General features: G+C 65.7%; 16 protein-coding genes. 3 read left to right on the forward strand and 13 right to left on the reverse strand.

Features of this window, described 5'->3' with window-relative positions; translation table 11 throughout:
• Positions 1 to 2: 2 nt before the first annotated feature.
• The gene (locus AAFP35_RS11985) at positions 3 to 812 is read right to left on the reverse strand and encodes an enoyl-CoA hydratase-related protein (RefSeq protein WP_419221824.1); all 810 of its coding nucleotides are present in this window, start codon (positions 810 to 812) and stop codon (positions 3 to 5) included.
• 135 nt (positions 813 to 947) lie between these two features.
• Between AAFP35_RS11985 and AAFP35_RS11990 the strand changes: the two genes are divergently transcribed.
• Entirely contained in the window at positions 948 to 1,784 is an 837-nt protein-coding gene (locus AAFP35_RS11990; RefSeq protein WP_419221825.1) for a glucose 1-dehydrogenase, read from the forward strand.
• A 78-nt stretch (positions 1,785 to 1,862) separates the two neighbouring features.
• Here AAFP35_RS11990 and AAFP35_RS11995 read toward each other — a convergent pair whose 3' ends face one another.
• The 11 genes from AAFP35_RS11995 to AAFP35_RS12045 all read right to left on the reverse strand — a co-directional run bounded on the left by AAFP35_RS11995 (position 1,863) and on the right by AAFP35_RS12045 (position 18,091).
• The gene (locus tag AAFP35_RS11995) at positions 1,863 to 2,609 is read right to left on the reverse strand and encodes an SDR family oxidoreductase (protein ID WP_419221826.1); all 747 of its coding nucleotides are present in this window, start codon (positions 2,607 to 2,609) and stop codon (positions 1,863 to 1,865) included.
• A gap of 2 nt (positions 2,610 to 2,611) precedes the next feature.
• Entirely contained in the window at positions 2,612 to 4,135 is a 1,524-nt protein-coding gene (locus AAFP35_RS12000) for a class I adenylate-forming enzyme family protein (RefSeq protein WP_419221827.1), read from the reverse strand.
• A gap of 95 nt (positions 4,136 to 4,230) precedes the next feature.
• Positions 4,231 to 6,405: a molybdopterin-containing oxidoreductase family protein gene (locus AAFP35_RS12005; RefSeq protein WP_419221828.1), complete on the reverse strand. Its 2,175-nt coding sequence runs from the start codon at positions 6,403 to 6,405 to the stop codon at positions 4,231 to 4,233.
• On the reverse strand, positions 6,402 to 8,024 hold the full coding sequence (locus AAFP35_RS12010) for an FAD-dependent oxidoreductase (RefSeq protein ID WP_419221829.1): 1,623 nt from the start codon (positions 8,022 to 8,024) through the stop codon (positions 6,402 to 6,404). Before AAFP35_RS12010 ends, AAFP35_RS12005 begins: the two co-directional genes overlap by 4 nt.
• Positions 8,024 to 10,258, reverse strand: a complete 2,235-nt coding sequence (locus AAFP35_RS12015; protein WP_419221830.1) for a molybdopterin-dependent oxidoreductase — start codon at positions 10,256 to 10,258, stop codon at positions 8,024 to 8,026. The genes AAFP35_RS12010 and AAFP35_RS12015 overlap by 1 nt, the downstream gene beginning before the upstream one ends.
• A complete protein-coding gene (locus AAFP35_RS12020; protein ID WP_419221831.1) occupies positions 10,255 to 12,384 on the reverse strand; it encodes a molybdopterin-containing oxidoreductase family protein in 2,130 nt (709 codons plus the stop codon). Before AAFP35_RS12020 ends, AAFP35_RS12015 begins: the two co-directional genes overlap by 4 nt.
• 23 nt (positions 12,385 to 12,407) lie before the next feature.
• Complete coding sequence (locus AAFP35_RS12025; RefSeq protein ID WP_419221833.1) at positions 12,408 to 13,949, reverse strand: class I adenylate-forming enzyme family protein; 1,542 nt, start codon at positions 13,947 to 13,949, stop codon at positions 12,408 to 12,410.
• A gap of 304 nt (positions 13,950 to 14,253) precedes the next feature.
• Entirely contained in the window at positions 14,254 to 15,471 is a 1,218-nt protein-coding gene (locus AAFP35_RS12030; RefSeq protein ID WP_419221834.1) for a CaiB/BaiF CoA transferase family protein, read from the reverse strand.
• Positions 15,468 to 16,130 carry a PaaI family thioesterase gene (locus AAFP35_RS12035; protein WP_419221835.1) on the reverse strand — a complete coding sequence of 221 codons (663 nt, stop codon included), beginning with the start codon at positions 16,128 to 16,130 and terminating at the stop codon, positions 15,468 to 15,470. The genes AAFP35_RS12030 and AAFP35_RS12035 overlap by 4 nt, the downstream gene beginning before the upstream one ends.
• Before the next feature lie 11 nt (positions 16,131 to 16,141).
• On the reverse strand, positions 16,142 to 16,897 hold the full coding sequence (locus tag AAFP35_RS12040; protein WP_419221837.1) for an enoyl-CoA hydratase/isomerase family protein: 756 nt from the start codon (positions 16,895 to 16,897) through the stop codon (positions 16,142 to 16,144).
• A gap of 6 nt (positions 16,898 to 16,903) precedes the next feature.
• Positions 16,904 to 18,091: an aromatic ring-hydroxylating oxygenase subunit alpha gene (locus tag AAFP35_RS12045; protein WP_419221838.1), complete on the reverse strand. Its 1,188-nt coding sequence runs from the start codon at positions 18,089 to 18,091 to the stop codon at positions 16,904 to 16,906.
• A 76-nt stretch (positions 18,092 to 18,167) separates the two neighbouring features.
• Between AAFP35_RS12045 and AAFP35_RS12050 the strand changes: the two genes are divergently transcribed.
• On the forward strand, positions 18,168 to 18,764 hold the full coding sequence (locus tag AAFP35_RS12050; RefSeq protein ID WP_419221839.1) for a TetR/AcrR family transcriptional regulator: 597 nt from the start codon (positions 18,168 to 18,170) through the stop codon (positions 18,762 to 18,764).
• Positions 18,765 to 18,803: 39 nt separating this feature from the next.
• Here AAFP35_RS12050 and AAFP35_RS12055 read toward each other — a convergent pair whose 3' ends face one another.
• Positions 18,804 to 19,286 carry a MarR family winged helix-turn-helix transcriptional regulator gene (locus AAFP35_RS12055; protein WP_419221841.1) on the reverse strand — a complete coding sequence of 161 codons (483 nt, stop codon included), beginning with the start codon at positions 19,284 to 19,286 and terminating at the stop codon, positions 18,804 to 18,806.
• A 172-nt stretch (positions 19,287 to 19,458) separates the two neighbouring features.
• Here AAFP35_RS12055 and AAFP35_RS12060 point away from each other — a divergent pair, with 172 nt between their 5' ends.
• Complete coding sequence (locus AAFP35_RS12060; RefSeq protein WP_419221941.1) at positions 19,459 to 20,148, forward strand: alpha/beta fold hydrolase; 690 nt, start codon at positions 19,459 to 19,461, stop codon at positions 20,146 to 20,148.
• Positions 20,149 to 20,165: the final 17 nt, after the last annotated feature.

Below are 20,165 nucleotides of genomic sequence, written 5' to 3' on the forward strand. Positions count from 1 at the left end.
CGTCAGTGGTTCTGGTACACGGCGGGCCGCTTCTCGAGGAACGAGTACACGGCCTCGCGGTGGTCCTTGGTCATCGCCGCGAGGATCTGGGTTCGGTTCTCCAGGTCGATCGCAGCGCGCAGGCTGGGGACCTCGAGGTTGGACCACATCACCTCCTTGGTCATCCACACACCGAAAGGGCTGTTGCGGGCAATGTTCTCGGCGGTGTCGAGTGCGGTGTCGAGCAACCGGTCCACCGACTCCACCGACGACACGATCCCCACGCGCTCGCATTCGGTGGCATCGACGGGACGGCCGGTCAGCATGATCTCGGCGGCCCGGGAGAATCCGATCATCCGTGGTAGCAGCCAGCTCACACCGATGTCACAGCTGGACTGTCCGCGATTGATGAACGATGCGTGAAGTGTCGCGGTGTCGGCCATCAATCGCACGTCGGCCATCAGTGCCAACGCCATGCCGCCGCCGGCCGCGGCACCGTTGATCGCCGCGATCACCGGTGGCCGCGCGCCGCGGAACGCCTCGACGAGTGAGGCGATGTGCTGCTGCACGCGCATCCCAGCCTGTGCCCGACCCTCGCCCTCGGTGGCGCCCGGTGGTGTGCCGTAGCCGCGTAGGTCGATGCCGGCACAGAAGGCGCGGCCACTTCCGGTCAGGACGATGGCGCGCGTGTCGGAGTCGTGCCGGACGTCGGCGAGCACGGAATGGAGCTCCTCGACCAGTTCGACGTTCATCGCGTTCAGGGCGTCGGCACGGTTGAGGCGGATCAGTAGGACGCCGGGTCTGGGCCGCTCGGTGAGGATCAGTTGGGACATGCGTGGCCTTCCCGTCGTGTGATTGGTGAGGTCACGGCATCGCGCGTGTGACCGTCGACATATCAAGCTAATGTCTTTAGGTTAATACCTCAAGATCGACGGTTCCAAACAGACTGCGGGGAAAGGATTCGACACATGACAGAACTCGACGGCAAGGTTGCGGTGGTCACCGGAGGGGCGAGTGGTATCGGAGCTGCGACCTGCACGCTCCTGGTGGAACGAGGTGCGCGGGTGGTGGTCGCCGACATCGATGACGCGCGCGGATCGGCGGTTGCGGACCGCCTGGGCCGACAAGCCGTCTATCTGCACACCGATGTAACGGCCGAACAGGACATCGCAGCGGCAGTACGAGCCGCGACCGACCGGTTCGGACGCCTGGACGCGATGGTGAACAACGCGGGGCGCGTCGGCACGTGGACCTACATCGCGGACACCACCGCCGACGAGTGGGATGGCGCGTTCGCGGTGCTCGCCCGCAGTGCATTCCTGGGCACCAAGCACGCGGCCCGGACGATGCGCGCACAAGGGTTCGGTACCGTGGTGAACGTGTCGTCGGTGGCGGGTGTGCGGACCGGCTTCGGCCCGCACCCCTACGGTGCGGCGAAGGCGGCGGTCCTGCAGATGACCCGAAGTGCGGCAAGAGAACTCGCGGAGTTTCAGGTTCGAGTGAATGCGGTGACCCCCGGCGGCGTCGCGACTCGGATCACCGGCCACGGCGCAGGTCTGGAAGGTGACGAGCTCGACGCCAGCATCGACGATGTGCGAAAGGGGTTGGCGTCGTTCCAGCCGATTCCCCGTGCCGGCGAGGGCGTGGACATCGCCGGGGCCATCGCATACCTGGTCTCCGACGATGCGACGTTCGTGACGGGGCAGAACATCGTCGTCGACGGTGGGCTCACGCTCGGAAAAGCGTGGCCTGGGAACTACCGTGCCGAGGCGGCCGCGGCGAGCGACGCTCTGGCACCCAGTTGAGATCGTTCCCGTGACCCCGGTCCGAGGTGCAGGCCTTCGGACCGGGGTCACGGGCAACGATGAAGGCGACGCCCTTGCTCAGACGCCGACGGGACCACCGAGCCAGACGCCGACCTCTTCACCCGAGACGTGGCGGCCGTTCTCACTGACGAGGAAAGAGATCGTGTCGGCGATGGACTCGGCGGGGATTCTGGGCCAGTGTGCCGCAAGGTTTTCCACCGCCGCATCACCTCCGGAGGAGATGATGTCGGTCTCCACGAATCCGGGCATCACGGTGTTGACGGTGATCCCGCGGCGCGCGACCTCCAGAGCCATCGAGCGGGTCATGCCGACCAGGCCTGCCTTCGCCGCGGCGTACGCGTTCATCCCTGGTGAGGGCCGTCGACCGCCAGAAGGACTGCTGACGAAGACAACTCGGCCCCAACCGGTCTCGTACATCCCGGGCAGTGCCGCATGGGTGCAGTAGAAGGCGCCGCTGAGGTTGACACCGATCACGCGGTCCCAATCTGACGGCGACTGCTTGCGGGCCGAGCCGGCGAGGTTCATACCCGCGTTGTTCACCAGTACGGTCGGTGCGCCGAATTCGTCGGTCGCCGTTGCGATCAACTTCTCGGCCTGCGACGCGTCGGACACGTCGGCCCGGAGGGCGACAGCTCTGCCGCCGTCGGCGACGATCTTGTCGGCCACCGCCTGAGCGTCCGCCGCGCTCGACGAATAGTTGACCGCGACCGCGAATCCGTCCGCCGCGAGCCGCCGGGAGATCGCGGCACCGATGCCCCGACCGCCGCCGGTCACCACCGCGACTGATCGTCGATTCTCCCCCATGGTCACCGCACCTTCGGATAGGTCTGCGGCACATCGGAATACGTATCGCGCAGGTCCCGTTTCGAGATCTTTCCGCTGGCCATCCGAGGCAGTGCGCCGTCGACGAACACCACATACCGCGGGACTTTGTAGTCGGCGAGATTGTCGTTGCAGTGGGCGACGATGTCGGCCTCGGTCAGGCCCTCCACCTTCTTCACGATGGCCGCCGGGGTCTCGCCGAACTTCGCGTCCGGCACGCTGATCACGGCAACTTCCTCGACACCGGGGAGTCGGTTGATGACTTGCTCGATCTCTGCGGGCGAGATGTTGAGGCCTCCGGAGATGATCATGTCCTTGAGCCGATCCACGAATGTGAGGTACCCGTTCTCGTCGAGCTTCCCGAGGTCTCCGGTGTGCAGCCATCCGTCGATCAACGCCGACCGGGTGGCGTCCTCGTTGCGCCAATAGCCCGGCATCATGCCGGGGCCGCGGAGCAGGATCTCCCCCACCTCTCCTCGCGTGCAATCGGTTCCGTCGGCGGCCACCACGCGGATCCGCGTGAAGATGCCGCCGAAGCCGCATTTGTCCGGATGGTCGGCGGCCTCGTGGCGAGGCATGGCCGTGGCTGAACCGCCGATCTCGGTCTGCCCGTATATCTGTCGCAGTTGCACACCCCGCGCCAGCCACTGCCCGACGAGGGCCGAAGGGACGCGCGCACCACCGACGTGGGCGGTGGTGAGGTGGCTCAGGTCCGCATCCGTGAAGCCGGGGACCCGGGAGATCTGCTCGAACAGGATCGGTGGCCCTGTGAGTGTGGTGGCGCGGCCCTCGATCATCACGCGCAGCGCCGATTCCGGATCGAATCCGGGCTGAAGCAAGAGGGTCCCGCCGTGCAGGGTGGTGCGCGAGATACCCCAGATGATGCCGGCCGCGGTGAACAGCGGGAGCACGAGGAGCGGGCGCAGTCCGTTCTGCTCGATCGGTTCCATAAGCGCCCATTCGTGCATCTCGCCGGCGATCGTGGCGTGGGTGAACACCACACCCTTCGGTTTGCCGGTGGTGCCGCTGGTGAACACGATGGCGGTCGGATCGGATTGCTCGGTGAGAGGTGCGCGAAACGCTGCGTGTGTGCCGGTGCGGAGGGGCCGCACGTCGTGTTCGAACTCTGCGATGGTGAAGGTGCCGCGAGTGGCGTGCACCTCGTCGAGCCGCGAACGCAAGGCCGAATCGCAGTAGACGACGGTGGGCTCGCAGTCCTCGACGAGCGTGGTGAGTTCGCCTGCGAGCATGCGCTGGTTGAACGGCGCGGAAATGGCGCCGACCTTCATCGCGCCGAGGGCGGCGGCGCACCACTCCAGGGAGTTGACACCGAGGAAGCTGACACGGTCGCCGACGCGAACGCCGCGGGCCGTCAGGTCCTCGGCGACACCATCGGCCCAGGTGTCGAGCTCGCGGTAGGTCACGACGTCACCGGCGAAATCGATCGCTGGTTGATCGGGGACGGTGCGAGCCCAGTAGGTCAACGCGTCGATAACGGTACCGCTCATGGGTCCTCCAGGAAGTGTCGGCGCGGCCGGCGTCGGTCGGCCGTCGCGCGGGACGATGTGGGCCACACATCGTGCTCCGCGTCACAGTAGTAAATCTAAAGGTATTTGGTTGTGTTGACAAGGTCGGCCGGGGCTGGGTCCGCGCGGCGGACCTCCACGCGGAGGCCCGTCAGGTGGGACTGATTACTGAGCGGGTCATAGCCGTTCGTCCCCGTGGGGGCGAGGCGGTTGACGTTCGTCCCGGGGTGGCGTCGTGCGACGCCGAGCCCGTGCGCCCTGCCCTGCCCCCAGCCGTGGGTCATCGACACGACGCCGGGACGGAGTCTCTTGTCGTACAACAGCATTGCTTCCACAGACCCGTGGCGATTGGACACGGTGATATCATCTCCCTCGAGCAAGCCGCGGGAGTGGGCATCTTTCGGATTCATCCACAGTGGGTTGCACTGGTGGACGCCCTGTTTCAAGACCGGAAGATTGTGCAACCAGCTGTTGACCATGAAATTGGTACGACGCGTGATCAGCTTGAGTTGGTCGGCAGGCTCCGACTCCAGCTCAACGAGAATGCGCTCCGCGGTGTCGAAGAATCGACCGAACAGTGTTGGACAGCAGTCGATCAGGCCATCGTTGTGCTGGACGGCGATGCTGAACACGTGCCCCGGATCGGCCGGTGGCAGTACGGCTGTCTGGCACGGCATCGATTTCAGTGCCTCGATACTCAGCCCCGATTCCCGCATCATCGCATCGACAACGGCGAACGGATCCGGAGTCGGGTCGTCGAGCAGTGTCTGTACACCCATCTCCTGTTGGATGCGGGACAGGATCCACCAGTCGTCTCGCCGTGCGCCCTTGGCGGGGACGACGGCCGGCGTGTACTGAACGTAGGGTTCCATCGCGACACCCATCGTGTTCAGGAAGTTGATGTCCTCCCGCTCGAGCCAGTCCGTCGCCGGCAGGAGGTAGTCCGCCATCTCGCCGGTCACGGTTCGGTACAGGTCGATCACGACCATCAGTTCGAGCTGTTCGAAAGCCCTGCGCAGTCGGTCGTCGCCGCCGACCGACAGCATCGGGTTACCCGAGACCACGATCAGTGCGCGAATCGGATCATCCGGGTTCTCGATGAAGTCCGGGAGCATCGCTGCGGGCAGATCACCGCCGACGGTCCGCAATTCGCCGAACGGACCGTCGTAGAACGGGTTCTCCCGTTTACGTTTCGAGTTCTGCACGACGTCGGCGACGCCGCGGGAGTAGATGTTGCCGCCGCGTCTGCCGAGGTTGCCGGAGAACAGACTGATCATGTTGAGCATCCAGTACGCGAGTGCCCCCTGGCGTCCTTGGTTGACACCGGTGGCCATGTAGATGCTTGCGCTCGGCGCAGCGCAGAACTCGGTCGCCACACGTCGGATCGTGTCGGTCTCGATGCCGGTCACCGCGGCCACTCGTTCTGGCGGATACTTCGCGACGAAATCGAGCATCTCGTCGACACGTCGCGCATGGCGGTGCACCCACTCGTGGTCGTAGCCGATGCGGAAGACGATCTCGTGTGCAATCGCCGCAAGGAAATAGACGTCGGTGTCCGGCTTGATCAACAACACGTCACCGGTCTCGGGCCCCGACGATTCGATCAGGCGCGGATTGACGAACCGCACGGTCCCGCCGCGTCGCCTGATATCGCGGATCTTGGCCATCGGATCCGAGATGTGGATCAGCGTCATGTGTGAGATCTGCGGGTTGCTACCGAGGCACAGAAAATAGTCCGTGTGCAGCAGGTCTGGGATCGGGTGTGCCATCGACGCACCGTAGATCGCCTCGCTTGCAGCGTATTTGGCTGATGTGTCTTGTGTTCCGGCGCTGAAACGCATCCGGGTGTCGAAGCCTCTGGCGATCCGACCGGCGTTCGCGTAGTAGGCACCGTTGAACGCTGACGGGTTGCCCTGGTAGACGGCGAGCGCGCCCCGGCCGTATGTGCGCCGCACCGAGGCGAGCCGGTCGGCGATCTCACGAGCCGCGATGTCCCAGTCGATGCTCTCGAAGTCCCCGCGCTCTTCGGCGCGATCGTTCGTCCGCCGCAGTGGTCGATCGAGTCGATCGGGATCACGGTGAAGGGCAAGGTAATGCACTCCTTTGTGACAGGAGAAGCCCTTGTGTACCGGGTGGTCGGGGTCGGGGGCCAGTCCGATGATCTCACCGGCGGTAACGTCTGCCACCAGGCCGCAGCCCGGCTCGCAGATCCGACAGAACGTGTGGACCCTGGTCGATTCGGTCTCGGTCATCGCGATGCCGCCGCTGCGACGACAACGGCCTCAGCAGGATCGACGACCTTGACGCGGGGGCGACCTGCGTCGCGACCGCGCGCACGTTCGTGCCGATCGATTGCACGCCAATCAGCGCCGTTGAGTGCATCGGGTCGCCGGGTGCGAATCAGGTCGACCAGATGCTCTGCGGATGCGGTCGGTGCGGGTAGCAATCCCGCATCGAGGTCATCGAGGATCGCGGAGACCGTTTCGGCAGCGCACCAGCGGTTCGTGCCGATGACGCCGGTCGCGCCGCGTTTGATCCAGCCTGTGACGTAATGGCCGGTGACGACCTGATCGGTCTCGGGACGGGTGACCCGACCCGAGCGGTTGACGACGGTTCCGGTGGTGTCGTCGAAGGGCAGCCCTGCGATCGGCAGGCCGCGGTACCCGACCGCCCGCAACACCAGCCCGCAGTCGATCCTGTCCGTGCCGCCGGAGGTCGAGATATGCATCGCCGCCACACGGTCGGCACCCACCACCTCGGTCGGGCTGCACCCGAATCTGAAGACGATGCGTCGATATCCCGGCGTCGGTCGGTGCTCGGCGTAGTCGGCGAGGAGCCTCAATTTGGGCGGTGCGTCCGGACCGGCGACGACCGGACCGTCGACCAAGACGTCGATACCCGGGAGAGAGCCGAGCGCCAACAATTCCGGGGTCGTACAAGCGGCATGCTCAGGTCCTCGTCGACCGAGTACCACCACCTCTTCGACTCGACTGTCCGCGAGTGCGGCGAGCGCGTGGTCGGCGATGTCGGTGCGGCGCAGGGTCTCCACGTCGGACACGAGGATTCGTGCTACGTCGAGCGCCACGTTTCCGTTTCCGACGACGACAGCGCGGTGCACACCGAGATCGAACACCCGGTCGGCGTGATCGGGGTGACCGTTGTACCAGGAGACGAACTCTCGGGCGGCGTGGCTACCCGTCAGGTCCTCTCCCGGGATGTGCAAGCGGCGATCCCCGGCCGCGCCGGATGCGTGGATGACCGCATGGTGGTGTGCGAGCACCTCGTCGAAGGTCACGTCCCGTCCGACCTCGACGCCGAGGTGAAAGGTGAAGCCGTCACGCCGGGCCGTGCGATCGAACACCCGATCCACCGTCTTGGTGCGCCAGTGGTCGGGCGCGACGCCGAATCGAACCAGTCCCCCGGCGACGGGTAGCCGTTCGAACATGGTGACCTGCGCTGCGATGTCGCGGCGCTCGAGCAACTCCGCGGCGGCATAGAACGCGGACGGACCGGAGCCGATGATCGCGACCCGCAGCACGGGCGGGTTCGCGACGCCCGCAGTCGCGACTGCGAGTGGCAGCGGCTGCACCTGGGCTCCCGTCGGCGCGGTTCGCGGATTGCGCTCGTAGTACTCGGCATTCAACTCTCGGTACCGCGAGACGTTGGGTGTGGGTGAGTCGTCGGGCACGATCGCGTCCACCGGGCAGACGTCGGCGCACGCACCGCAATCGATACACGTGCCCGGATCGATGTACAGCATCTCGGTGTGCGTGTATCCGGCCTCGGCGGGCGTCGGGTGGATGCAGTCGACCGGGCACACCGCGACGCAGGTCGCGTCGTTGCAGCAGTTCTGCGTGACCACATACGTCATCAGGGATGCTCCTCGTTCGCGCGGGTCACCGTCACCGGGATCCCGTTGAAGATCGGGGACGACGTGGGCTTCTCGAGCTCGTCCGTGTCCACGAGTGCGTTGTAGTTGCTGCCGGGGACGGCCGCGGACCGTGACGTCCGCAGCCCCGGCCCGTCATGGCCCCATCCGTGCGGCATGCTGACGACGCCGGGCCGCAAGGCGTCGTCGACACGTAATTCGGCCGCGACGGTCGTGACGCGGGAGGCGACCATCACGCGGTCACCGGTCATCAAGCCGCGCGCGGCGGCGTCCTGCGGCCCCATCAGCAGTGCGCACTGGCCGCCATCCGGTTGTGGCAGTGCATTGTGCAGCCAGGAATTCATTCCTCGCCGCTGACGCCGATTGATCAGCAGCAAGTCGTCGTGGGGACGCCTGATGCCGGCACGCATCCGCGGCAGATCGGCGACGATCATCTCCGGTACGAGGTCGATGCGCCCGTCATGGGTGCGCAGTACTCCCGGAATACGAGGCGTAAGCGGCCCGAAGTCGATGCCATCCGGATTCTCCTCCAGGACAGCGAGGGTCAACCCGTCCGGGGCGTGTCCGAACCGGTCACCGTAGGGTCCACTGCGCAGGCGCAGGTCGAGCAAGCGTTGCGGTCCTCGTCGAGCGCCCACCGCAGAGGACGCCTGCGCGGGCTCGCAATCGGCGAGTCTGGCGGCGCGTCGGATCGCTACGGTTGCGACCTCGTCGTCGAGTTCCTCGAGCGGCCGGTCCGGGGTTCCCCTCGCGATCGCAGCCAATCGCAACAGGATGTGCCACTCCGCCATCTCCGAGTCGGCCAGCTCCACGAGGGGCGCGGTGTATCTGGCGACGTTGCGAATCTGGAAGTGCGCCAACGTCACGTCGTGGTGGCCTCGGGTGATCAGCGGTGGTGGTGGCAAGATGACATCGGCGTACCTGGTGGTCTCGTTGAGGTAACAATCCACGGACACCATGAACTCGAGCGCCCCGAGCGCCTCCTCGACAGCGCCACTGTCGGGGAGAGAGCGCGCCGGGTTGCCGGCAAGAGTGATCAGTGCCCGGGTGCGCCCAGGTCCGGGAGTGAGGATCTCCTCGGCGAAGCACACCGCAGGCAACTCCCCCATCGCCTCGGGCAGACCCCGTACCCGCGACCGCCAACGGCCGAATGTCAGTGTGGGACGCTTCGTGACCGGCCAGGTGTTCTGGCCACCACACGGGGGCAGCGCGAACATCGCACCTCCCGGTCGGTCGAGGTTCCCGGTGACGATCGTGAGCACCTCGACGAGCCAGTTTGCGAGAGTTCCGAATTCCTGCATGCAGGTGCCGATTCTGGAATGTGCCACCGCCGCAGATGCTCCCGCGAATCCACGAGCGACACTGACCAACAGGTCGGCGTCGATCCCGCATACGTCGGCCATCTCGCCGGGGTCGAACTCGGCGGCCAAACGCAACATCTCGTCCATTCCGTCGACCACCTCCGGCACGCGATCGGGACGCGTGAGTGCCTCCGTGGCGATCACCGACAGCACTCCGAGGAGGAACGGCGCGTCGGTCCCCGGCCGGATCGGCACGTGCACATCTGCGATCTCCGCGGTGCGGGTACGGACCGGGTCGACGACGACCAGGGTGCCGCCGCGGGCCCGCAGTGCCCGCAACCGGCGGGGCATGTCGGGAGCGGTGAGGGTGCTGCCGTTGGACACCATCGGGTTCGAGCCCAGGATCATGAGATGGTCGGTGCGGTCGAGGTCGGGCAGACTCATGCCCAACCCGGTGCCGTACAGCAGCATGTGCGCGAGGTTCTTCGGCCAGGTGTCCACGCTCGCAGGCGAATAGATGTTCTCGGTGCCCAGGGCGCCGATCAGCTCGCCGAGGTAGAACGTCGCGTCGAGATGGTGTGCGGCCGGGTTGCCATGGTAGACGGCGCAACTGCCGGGATCGTTCGCCACGTACTCCGGAAGCCTGCGTTCGATCTCGGCGAATGCCTCGTCCCAGGTGGCTTCGCGAAAACCGTCGCCGGCGCGCAACAGTGGTGTGCGGATCCTGTCCGGATCGCCTTCGATCTGCCCGAGGCCCAGCCCCTTCGCGCAGCTGTGCCCGGCGCTGAGCACGTCGTCGTGATTCGGCGCGACCCGCACGATGGAGCGCCCGTCGATGTCCATCAGCAGGCCGCAGGTCGACTCGCACAATGGGCAGATTCGGTGTCCGGCCGTCTGTTTGATGGTGGTGGTCACGTGTACTCCTCGGGTGCCGGTGCAACCGCCACGGGAATCGCCGTCATGGTCGGCATCGCATTGATCGATTGCACGCCGTTGTGGGTGCCGGTGAGGACGTTGACGTTGACCCCGTGCTCGGTCCCCGGGTCGACGCTGCCGAAGCAGTGCGTCATCGTCACCGTGCCGCGGGCGAGGGTCGCGTCTGCCCGCGCGATCGCACGGATGACGCCGGATGCCGAACGTATCGTCACGGTCTGTCCGTCGACTGTTCCGATATCCGCCATGTCGTCGGGATGCAGGCTTGCCGGATTGGTGCCTCCCGGTACCAACCCGGGTACGCGTGTGCCGGTGGAGTTCACTGCCTCCCGGATCCGGCGAACCGTCAACAGCAGTGGGAACCGTGCCGCGGGAGCCGCGTCGGTGAGGGCGGCGTGCAGCTCCCGACGGACGTCGTCGGGCATGAGCTGCAATCGGTGGCCGGAATTCTGAGCGAGTGGCGGACCCACGACGGCACCGCTCGGTTCGGCGAGATGCCCGTGAGGTGCGGCGATGAGGTCGTTCCAGGCAACCCGTCCACGCCCGGCCATCATCGCCAACATCTGTTCGGATGTCGGCGGTTCCGTCGGATCGAGGATACGGCCGGCGAACTTCGCGGGTTGCCCGGAGGCGGTCGCGAGATGCAAGAAGAACCGCCAGTCGTCGATCACCCCGGGCGGTGGTGCCACGACCGCCGATGTGAGTTGTGCGAAAGGCTGTGGGAAGAACGGCTCCATGATGGCGGTGTGATCGGGCCGCTCGTACATCGTGGTGGGCGCGATCACGTAGTCGGCGAGACGGGCGGTGTCGGACATGCGCGGGTCGACGCATACGAGCAGGTCGAGTGATCGCAATGCACGCAACGTCTTCGCCCGATCGGGCAGCGCTGCGGCCGGATTGCCGCCGGAGACGATCAGCGCGCGTACGCGGTCCGGCCCGGGTTCGAGGATCTCATCGGCGAGAATTGACGACGGCAGCTCACCGCGGAGGGTTCGTACCCCTCCGACTCGGCTGCGGAAACCGTGTTCGTGACCACGCGAGGGCGGAGCGACCTCCGCGCGGGCCGGGACGTGCCTCATCAAGACGGCGCGGTCGTCGGCGGGCTCCCCCTCTCGAAGATACCGGCCGCACACCACGTTCAAGGCGGCGACGAGATGCTCGGCGAGATTCGAGTGGGGGCCCATACAGAGCCCGGTGCCCGACGTCGCCATTCCGCGGGTCCCGCGCGCGAACACTCGAGCCGTCGCCGTGACATCGTCCGCATCCACGTCGCACAACCGTTGTACGACAGCGGGATTCACATCGGAGACCGCGGCCGCGAGCTCGGACAGGTCCCCCACGTGGCGGTCACAGAACTGTGTGTCGTACAAGTTCTCGGCGAGCACCACATGGAGCAGGCCTGCGAACAGCACCGCGTCCGTCCCGGGGCGCGGCGCCAGGTGGATGTCGGCAAGGGCTGCGGTCTCGGTGCGACGCGGGTCGATGACGATCAGTCGCAAGCCCCGCTCTCGCCCCGACCTAAGCGTGACGGACGGATTCTGCACCACCGCACCGTCTCCGTCGCCGCCGTTGCCGGAGACGACCGGGTTCGTGCCGACGAGTAGCCACACGTCGGAATCGGCGAAGCGTTGCCGGCCGCCGAGGTAGGTGCCCATTCTCTCCGTGACAACCCATTTCGCGGATTGATCGATGGTCATCGTGGAGAACAGCTTGTGCGATCCGGTGCCTTTGAACCAGGCTCGGGCCATCGGCCCGGTGAGGGCCGCGAAGTTCTGCTGTGTACCCATGAACAGAGCGACCGCGTCCGGGCCGTGTCGTTCGACGATGGTGCGCAGTCGATCCGCGATGTCGGTGACTGCGCGCTCCACCGCCACCGCCTGGTGGCTGCCGGTTGCGGTGCGGCGCATCGACGTGGTGAGTCGGTCACGACCGTGTACGAGGTCGCCTCCGCGACGGCCTTTTGGGCATGTGTACCCACCCGAGATGGGATGTCGTGTGTCGCCGAGCACCCGATCGATCCGACCGTCCACGACGTCGACCAGCACCCCGCACGAAGACGCACACAACCGACAGAACGACGTTCTCCGAAACGTGTCGGATGATCCCACTGGGCCAGTGCTCCCCGCCGGTGTCAGGCCCGGGCGGTGATGCCGTCGACTGCCAGCGCATCCTCGGGTGCTGATGGGAACCGCTGGCGCAGTGCAGGTTTGGCGAGCTTGCCGGAGAATGTACGCGGCAAGGGCTCGTCGAGGGCAACCGCGTGCTTGGGCCGCTTGAACTTCGCGAGGTTCTCACCCGCAACCGAGGCGATGTCGGCGACGATCTCGGCGGCGGGACGGTCGCTGTGGAACACCACCATCGGTACTTCGCCCCAGCGGGAATCCTGAACCCCGATGACGGCGAGGTCGACGAGACCCTCGATCCCATGCAGCGCATTCTCGATCTCGGCGGGATAGACGTTGAGCCCGCCGGAGATCAACATGTCCTTGCTCCGGTCGACGATCTTGAGGAATCCGCTCTCGTCCTGCATGCCCAGGTCCCCGGTGCGTAGCCATCCGTCGATCAGGGTCGCCTGGGTCGCATCGGGTTTGTTCCAGTACTCACGCAGCACGTGCTCGCCGCGGACCAGGATCTCGCCGACCTCTCCGGCAGGTGTGTCCACGTCGGGGGCCCCGATCGTAACCTGCGTGCCGACCAAGGACAGGCCCGCGAACCCGGGGCGGGAGAGCGCGTCCTCGTACGTGAGGGTGGAGACCATCCCGGATGCTTCGGTCAGGCCGTAGCACTGTGTCAGCGGGATACCGTGCGCGCGGTAGAAATCGAGCAGATCCAGGCTGACCGGGGCGCCACCGGTGCCTGCGAACGTGAAGTCCGCCAGCTTTCGGCTACCGAAATGCGGGAGCATCGTCATTCGCTCCCAGATGACCGGGACCGTGGTTGTCGCGGTGATCTGTTCGCGCTCGAAGGTGTCGAGGGCGATCTCCGGGTCGTATTCGCGCAGTAGGACCATCGTCGCGCCGGGTACGACGACGAGCTGCATGAAGATCGACAGGATCGAACCCGTGTAGACGAGCGGTGCAGAGCACAGCACGCGGTCCCGGGACGAGAAACCGAAGGTGACGGCTTGCGAGATGCCGGGTGTCATCGCGTTGCGGTGGGTGATCAGCGCACCCTTCTGTGCCCCGGTGGTTCCAGACGTGTAGCAGATGAAACCGGGGTCGTCGGCGGCGATGGCGACAATGGGAGCGGTGCCGGGATCGATCAGCTGCTCGTAGGGGGCAAACGAATTCCCGCCGAGCGCGTAGGTCTCGAACTCCGCCTGCTCGGCCGCGACCTCGAGCAGTGGCGCGAACTCGTCCTCGACGATGATGATCCGAGGAGCCGAGTCGAGGATCATCGGTGCGAGCTCTTTGGCGGTGAGTCGAAAGTTGAGTGGAACGCTGATGGCTCCGAGCTTGAGGGTCGCAAGGATGATGTGGGCGAGCTCGGGGCGGTTGAGCATCATCACCGAGACCCGGTCACCCTTGCGGACGCCGCGGGCCGCGAGACCGCGGGCGATGGCATCGGTGATCGCATCGACCTCTGCCCAGGTCTGGGAGGTGTCTCCGAAGACGATCGCCTGTTGTTGCGAACGCGTCTTGCCCCAATAACGGGTCAGGTCCGCGAGATTCATCTGTGCTCCTCGTGTTCTGTGCGGGGATCCGCGGGCTGTGTCGTCGATGCGCCGGGGAGTTGGTGTCGACGGGGTGTGACCACCCTCACTTCGTAGGTTAAAACCTAACAGTAGTAGGCAATTTGTGCAATGGCCGGGCGGTGGCACTCGTGCGCAACCGGGTCCTGCGTGCCCGGGCACGAAAAGTTCACCCACACAGGCGATTCTGTGTGGGTCAAGGTCCCTGGGTCACTGGCCGATCAGCCGGCCGTGGATGTCTCTCGACGGGATCGGGTCGGGTCGCGCCGTGCCGATCCCGTCGTAGTCATGACCGCGTCATCGTCGCGATCGTGTCATCGTCGTAGCCCGCGACCGAGCGCAGCACGGCGACGGTGTCGGCGCCCATGTCCGGCGGCAGCGCGGGCGCGAACTTCTCGCCGGCGACACGTACCGGACTGACCACGAACTCCAACTCGCCCACCCCGGGATAATCGACACGGTAGGTGTTCTCCCGCGCCCGGAAGTGCGGATCGTCGAGCATGTCGGCGATGCTGTTGACCGGGCCGCCCGCGATGCCGTGCTCGAGGAACAGTTCGACCCACTCCGCGCGCGTGCGTTGGGCGAAGATCTCCGTCAAAGCCCGCCAGACCTGATCGGCACGTTCGGCGGCCCCGTCGTCGACGCTGGTGAGATCGATGGTGATGAGGTCATCGCGGCCGACGGCGATCAGGAAGTTGTGCCAGAATTTCTCCACATGCGAGCCGAACAGGATCGCCTCACCGTCGCTGGTGCGGTACGCCTCGAGACGCGGCCAGTCCGGCAGGCGGCCATCCGGTAGCCAGGTCGGCCGCGGTATCGACCGATCTCTGTTCAATTCTGCATCGACGAGATCGGGCATCCATGCGGCGGCGACGTCGATGCCCGCGACTTCGACGTGACATCCGTGCCCGGTGGTCGCGGCTCGATGTAGGGCGGCCAGCAAGCCCATCGCGCCGTACGCCCCGAGCGCGTACATCGCGATGGGAGGGGTCGTGGACCCGGCCATCCCGTCGGTCGGTGGTTGCGACGGGGTGCTCACCTCGCGAAGGCCCGCGTACGCGTCGAAAACCGGACCGCCGGTTCCCAACACGCGGTAAGGGCCGTCATTGCCCATTCCCGACACGGTGCAGAGCACGATCTTCGGATTCGACTGAAGCAGTTGCTCGTAACCGATGCCGAGCCAGTCCAGGTATCCGCCGCGCATTCCCTCGATCACCGCATCACAAGAGCGGGCGAGGTCGAGGAAGGCCTGCCGACCCTCCGGGCTGCGCAGGTCGAGCGCGACCGATTTCTTGCCGCGATTCCAGCGCAGATGCATGAACGCCGGGCCGTCGGCGTCACCGATCGCTCTGCTGCCGCCCACGCGGACCGGGTCTCCGAGCGGACCCGACTCGAGCTTGATCACCTCGGCACCGAGGTCCGCGAGGTGTCCACCCAGTGACGCCGGGGCGAGCTGGGCGACCTCGAGGACTCGTACGCCGCTCAGCAGTGAGAACCCGCTCATCGGTCACGTCCTTCCAGATTTCTCGAAATATCTTGTGTCTGTTCGTGTCTGAGCTCAACCCACAGGCCTTCGGCATCGGCTACGAGGATGTCGCCGTGATGCATGGCTCCGCGCAGAAACCGCTTTCGACCTTCTTGGCCAGTGAGCTCTCCGGTCACGGTCAGTTCGGTGTGCAACGGCGCCGGGGCACGGAAGTTCACATTGAGGTATGCGGTGCGTGCCCACGGCCGCCCGCCGCTGTTCGCCAGTCGGGCGAGGAGCTCGTCGAAGATCAACGGGGTCACCCCGCCGTTCATCGCGTACCGGCCCGAGTGGAACCGTCCGATCGTCACTGTCCCACGGGCAAAGGTGTCGGTGACCGTGTCGATGTGCAGCACGGGCGCCAGCGAATGACCCTTACCCGCTATCTCCCAACGCTTTCCGGCTATCTGAGAGTCTTCGTCGACCTCGAACGCGCGCATTCGTCTCGCTGTTTCTCGCAGCGTGACGGCAGCGTCGGCCGCCGCGCCTGGCGTCGGTCGGCTCCGGGTGATCGCCTCTTGCACCTCGCGTAGTGCATCGACGAGCTGCGCATACTCGTCATCGGCGTTGACGGTCGGGGCGAACGGGTCCACCCAATCGGGGCTCCAGATGTCCGGGCTGGTCGCGGGCTCGGCCATCCTGCGCTCCTTCACTTGCCCTGCCGGGAGAAGAACCCTGCGAACAGATCTGTGACCGGACGCGGTCGCAGGGTCGTACGGGATACGGTGTTCTCTCTGTCGTACCGGGTACGCAGGTCGTGCCCTGGACCGTCGAGCATCAATCGCTTGATCTCGCGCAACCCCGCTGGTGGCTGCGCGGCGAGTTCGGTGGCCGCGCGCAGCGCCAGAGAGGCGACGTCGCCGTCGTGTGCGTACCGACTCAGCAGTCCTATCCGCAATGCTTCGAGGCCGTCCACGGTGCGTGAGGTCATGAGGATGTCGCGGGCCTGCCCGGCGCCCACCAGGTTGTCGAGAAGCCAGGTCATATTCGCGCCCCCGTACCGTGCCGCGGTGACCGTGAAACGGGTCTCCGGACCCCCGACCCGCAGATCGGAACAAACGGCGAGGATGGTGCCTGCACCGTGCGCGGCGCCGGCGACCTCGGCGACGATCGGCTTGTCGAACGTGAGAAACCGCCACAGCAGTTCCTCGCGCTCGAGCATCGCCTCGGTGGCCGACGCCGGAGACATCTCGGCCAGTTCCTTCAGGTCGTAACCCGCGCTGAAGGCGTCCGGCCCGGTTCCGGCGACGATCACGGCACGGATGTCCTCGTCGGTCGAGGCGTCGGTCAGGGCTGCGTCCACATCACGCTGCAGCTCGAGGGAAATCGCGTTGCGGACCTGTGGACGGTTGATCGACAACCGGAGCACTCCCGGGGCGGGACATTCCCGGAGCAGGGTCGTCATCGCGTGTTACCGGGCCCCTTCGAGTTCGGCCGACGCCCGGGTGCGATCGAGTTCGGCGACGTCTTTGGCGACCATGTTGTGAAACAGTTGACCGGGCAGCTCGTTTCGGCCGTAGATCAGTTCCTCGACCTGTCCGAACGCGGCGTTGTCGGTGATCGTCTTGGTGACGAACCAGTCCTCGGCGTGCAGGGTCTCCATCAACAGTTCCCAGTTCTTGTCCAGGATCCGCTCCTCGCGGGGGGTCTCCGGCTTCTTCGGCGAGAGCAGGCGGATCGTGCAGTAAGAGACGTTCGGATCGTCCTTGTCCGGCACGATCGTCCAGATCTCGAAATGATTGGGTTCCGTGACCAGCATCGTGCCCGGATAGATGGTGTAGTTCGCGAGCGAGTAATCACGGACGTCGAAGCTGTCCGGATCGGCATCCCGCACCTCGGTGATCGCCTTGCGTGCCACCACGAGTCGCCACGACCGGTCAACGACGTCGAGCGCGGTGATGTTGCCCTCGAGGTAGTTGCACACGGTCTTGGTGTGCAATTGGCACAGGTGATACGAGTCCTGGACGCCGTCGACGGCGATCTTCCAGTTCATCCCGAGCCTCCAGGTCTCCTTGCGTACCTGGAACGAGTCGGCCATGCCGGTATCGGTGACCTCAGCGTCGTGCTTGGCGCCCAGAACCGCCTCGATGTCGAGATCGGCGCCGACAGTGGGGACGACCCAGACGAGCCCGTGCCGGACCTCGCATGGGAACTCGACCAGCCCGTACTCACCGCGGTCCATCCCTTCGAAACCCTCCGCATGTGGAAGGCCGCGCAGTGCGCCGTCCTTTCCGTAGGACCAGTTGTGGTAGGGGCAGGCGAACACCCGCTTGCAGCCGGTCTCACCGAACTCGACCTTCGAGCCACGGTGACGACAGACGTTGGAGAACGCTTTGACGCTGCCGTCGCTCTGCTTGACGATGAGCAGTGGTGTGCCGATGAGTTCGGTGGTGAGGAAGTCGCCGGCTTTCTGCAACTCGTCGACATGCGCGACTATGTGCGGGAATCGGCGCACGACCGCACGTTCCCTTTCGGCCAGATCTGGATCATTGAAAACCGAAAATGGCACTCGCAGTAGGTCATCCGCGTAATCGGTGGTGTCGTTGTCCACGTGGTCGATCAGTCGTCGGGTGAGTCTGATCTTCTCGTCGCGCTCCATGCATCCGAGAGTGACACACGAGACAATCAATGTCTAGCGTCTTATCTAATTACTTTAGGGTTGATATCATCGATGCGTGGCGACGCGCATAGACAACGAGCCCCGGACGGATCCGCGTGCCGCGATTCTCCTGGCGGCCGAGGAATGTTTCGAGCGGTTTGGCATTGCCAAGACGACTATGGAAGACGTCGCCAGAGCTGCATCGATGTCGCGGGCAACGGTGTACCGGTACTTCGCCGATCGGGAGTCACTCATCGCCGAATCGGTGGTGCGACGTGCCAGGGCCAACATGGATCGCGCCCGTGTGTACATCAGGCGCTGGCCGACTGTCGAGGAACGAATCGTGGAGGGCATCTGCCGCGACATCAGCAAGGGGCATCGCGACCCGATGGTCAATCGACTCGTCTCCCCCGAGTCGATGGGCTTGTCGATCCAACTGCTCAGCGAGTCCGGACGGGCCATCGAACTCACGCATGAGTTGTGGGGGCCGATCCTCGCGGACGAACAGGCGGCCGGGACGATTCGCGCAGACCTCGACCTGAAGCTACTCGCCGAATGGATCTCCGAACTCGAGATCATGTACATCAGTCAGTTCGGCGCCGATGACAGTGCTCTCGACCGGGTGCGGGCGAAGTTGCGGGCATTCGTGGTGCCGGCCCTGCTGTCGCGGTGATCGTCCGTCCGATTGGCGGGCCAGCAGCGGACGAAGCCGCTAGAGAACGTCCTCGAACGCGGTCAATGCAAGTCCGAGAACGATTTCCGCAGTCTCGAGATCGTGCGTGGGCACGTCGGACAACTGGCTGTGCATGTCCTGCACAAGTGATCCGAAAGCCGACCAGCCGGTCTGTCTGCCCTTCTCGGTGATCGCGAGTGCGACCTTGCGCCGGTCGCCCGGTACCGGTCGCCGCTCAACGAGTGTGTGGTCCACGAGGCGGTCGACGATCGCGGTCACGGTCGGCTGATTCATCCGCAATGTTGCCCCGAGAGCGCCCACCGTGAGGGGCTCGCGAGAGCGGCCCGCGTCCAGGACGAGGGCGAGTGCGCGCAGGTCGGTCGGGTGCAGTCCCAACTGTGCAGCCGAGCGGGATACTCGGTCGGAATAGGCGAACGCCAGGCGCCGAACCAGATGCACGAGGCGGCCGCGAGCGTCGTCGGGAGCGTTGTCGATCCAGTCGTCCCTGTCCGGATAATTCATTTGTTGATAATATCACTGAGTGAATGAAAATCCGCAGTCGCGAACGTCGGACTTCGACGTCGAACTGAACCGCCTGATCGACCGGTGGCCACTGGGCACCCAGCCGGTGTCGGTGGACGGCGCCCGGGCGAGCACTCACGTGCTGGTGAGGGGCGACCACGGCGTACCCGTGGTGCTGATACCCGGCGGGGGCGCGACGGGTGCTTCCTGGTGGCGCGTGGCGCACGAGTTACCCGGTCGGACCGTGATCGCGGTCGACATCGTCGGCGACGCAGGACGCAGCGCGTACCGAGGTCGGCGGTTGACCTCGGCGGACGAACTGCACGACTGGTTGGATGACGTGCTCGAGGCACTCGACGTGACGGCGCTCGATCTGGTGGGGCACTCGTACGGCGGATGGATAGCTGCAAGCTATGCACTCGCGCGCCCCGGTCGCGTTCGTCGTCTCTCGCTGGTGTCTCCGTCGATGTGCTTCTCGTCCATGTCGGTCCCCTACGTCCTTCGCGCGATGCCGGTTCTCGTGCGACGAACGGAGTCCGGTGCGCGTCGGCTGATCGATTGGGAGACACGAGGTGACCTGCCCGTCTCGGTCGACGTCTATGCATCGGGGGTCGCAGCATCGGTGGCCGGGGATCGTCCGACCCAGGCGACCGCACACCGGCGAGTTCCGCTCGCTGACGGCCGACGCGGTGACACTCGTGATGGCCGAGGCCGACCGCAGCCAGAACAACCGGACGTGCGAGGGTCGTGCCCGACACGAGGTGGCGGGTCTCGACGTCGTCGTGACCGACGGCACCTCCCACCACAACATCATCGAGAAGGGTGCGGCGGCGATCGCCGAGACGGTCACGGTCGCGGCTGATCCGCGCAGGGTTCGCG

This window comes from Gordonia sp. CPCC 206044 (genome assembly GCF_048537895.1).
GTDB lineage: Bacteria > Actinomycetota > Actinomycetes > Mycobacteriales > Mycobacteriaceae > Gordonia.

Excerpts from the sequence above, each read along its gene's own strand:
- AAFP35_RS12030 (WP_419221834.1), bottom strand. The coding sequence starts at position 15,471 with ATGAGCGGGTTCTCACTGCTGAGCGGCGTACGAGTCCTCGAGGTCGCC.
- AAFP35_RS11985 (WP_419221824.1), bottom strand. The coding sequence starts at position 812 with ATGTCCCAACTGATCCTCACCGAGCGGCCCAGACCCGGCGTCCTACTG.
- AAFP35_RS12000 (WP_419221827.1), bottom strand. The coding sequence starts at position 4,135 with ATGAGCGGTACCGTTATCGACGCGTTGACCTACTGGGCTCGCACCGTC.
- AAFP35_RS11990 (WP_419221825.1), top strand. The coding sequence starts at position 948 with ATGACAGAACTCGACGGCAAGGTTGCGGTGGTCACCGGAGGGGCGAGT.
- AAFP35_RS12005 (WP_419221828.1), bottom strand. The coding sequence starts at position 6,405 with ATGACCGAGACCGAATCGACCAGGGTCCACACGTTCTGTCGGATCTGC.
- AAFP35_RS12025 (WP_419221833.1), bottom strand. The coding sequence starts at position 13,949 with ATGAATCTCGCGGACCTGACCCGTTATTGGGGCAAGACGCGTTCGCAA.
- AAFP35_RS12055 (WP_419221841.1), bottom strand. The coding sequence starts at position 19,286 with ATGAATTATCCGGACAGGGACGACTGGATCGACAACGCTCCCGACGAC.
- AAFP35_RS12035 (WP_419221835.1), bottom strand. The coding sequence starts at position 16,130 with ATGGCCGAGCCCGCGACCAGCCCGGACATCTGGAGCCCCGATTGGGTG.
- AAFP35_RS11995 (WP_419221826.1), bottom strand. The coding sequence starts at position 2,609 with ATGGGGGAGAATCGACGATCAGTCGCGGTGGTGACCGGCGGCGGTCGG.
- AAFP35_RS12040 (WP_419221837.1), bottom strand. The coding sequence starts at position 16,897 with ATGACGACCCTGCTCCGGGAATGTCCCGCCCCGGGAGTGCTCCGGTTG.
- AAFP35_RS12045 (WP_419221838.1), bottom strand. The coding sequence starts at position 18,091 with ATGGAGCGCGACGAGAAGATCAGACTCACCCGACGACTGATCGACCAC.
- AAFP35_RS12010 (WP_419221829.1), bottom strand. The coding sequence starts at position 8,024 with ATGACGTATGTGGTCACGCAGAACTGCTGCAACGACGCGACCTGCGTC.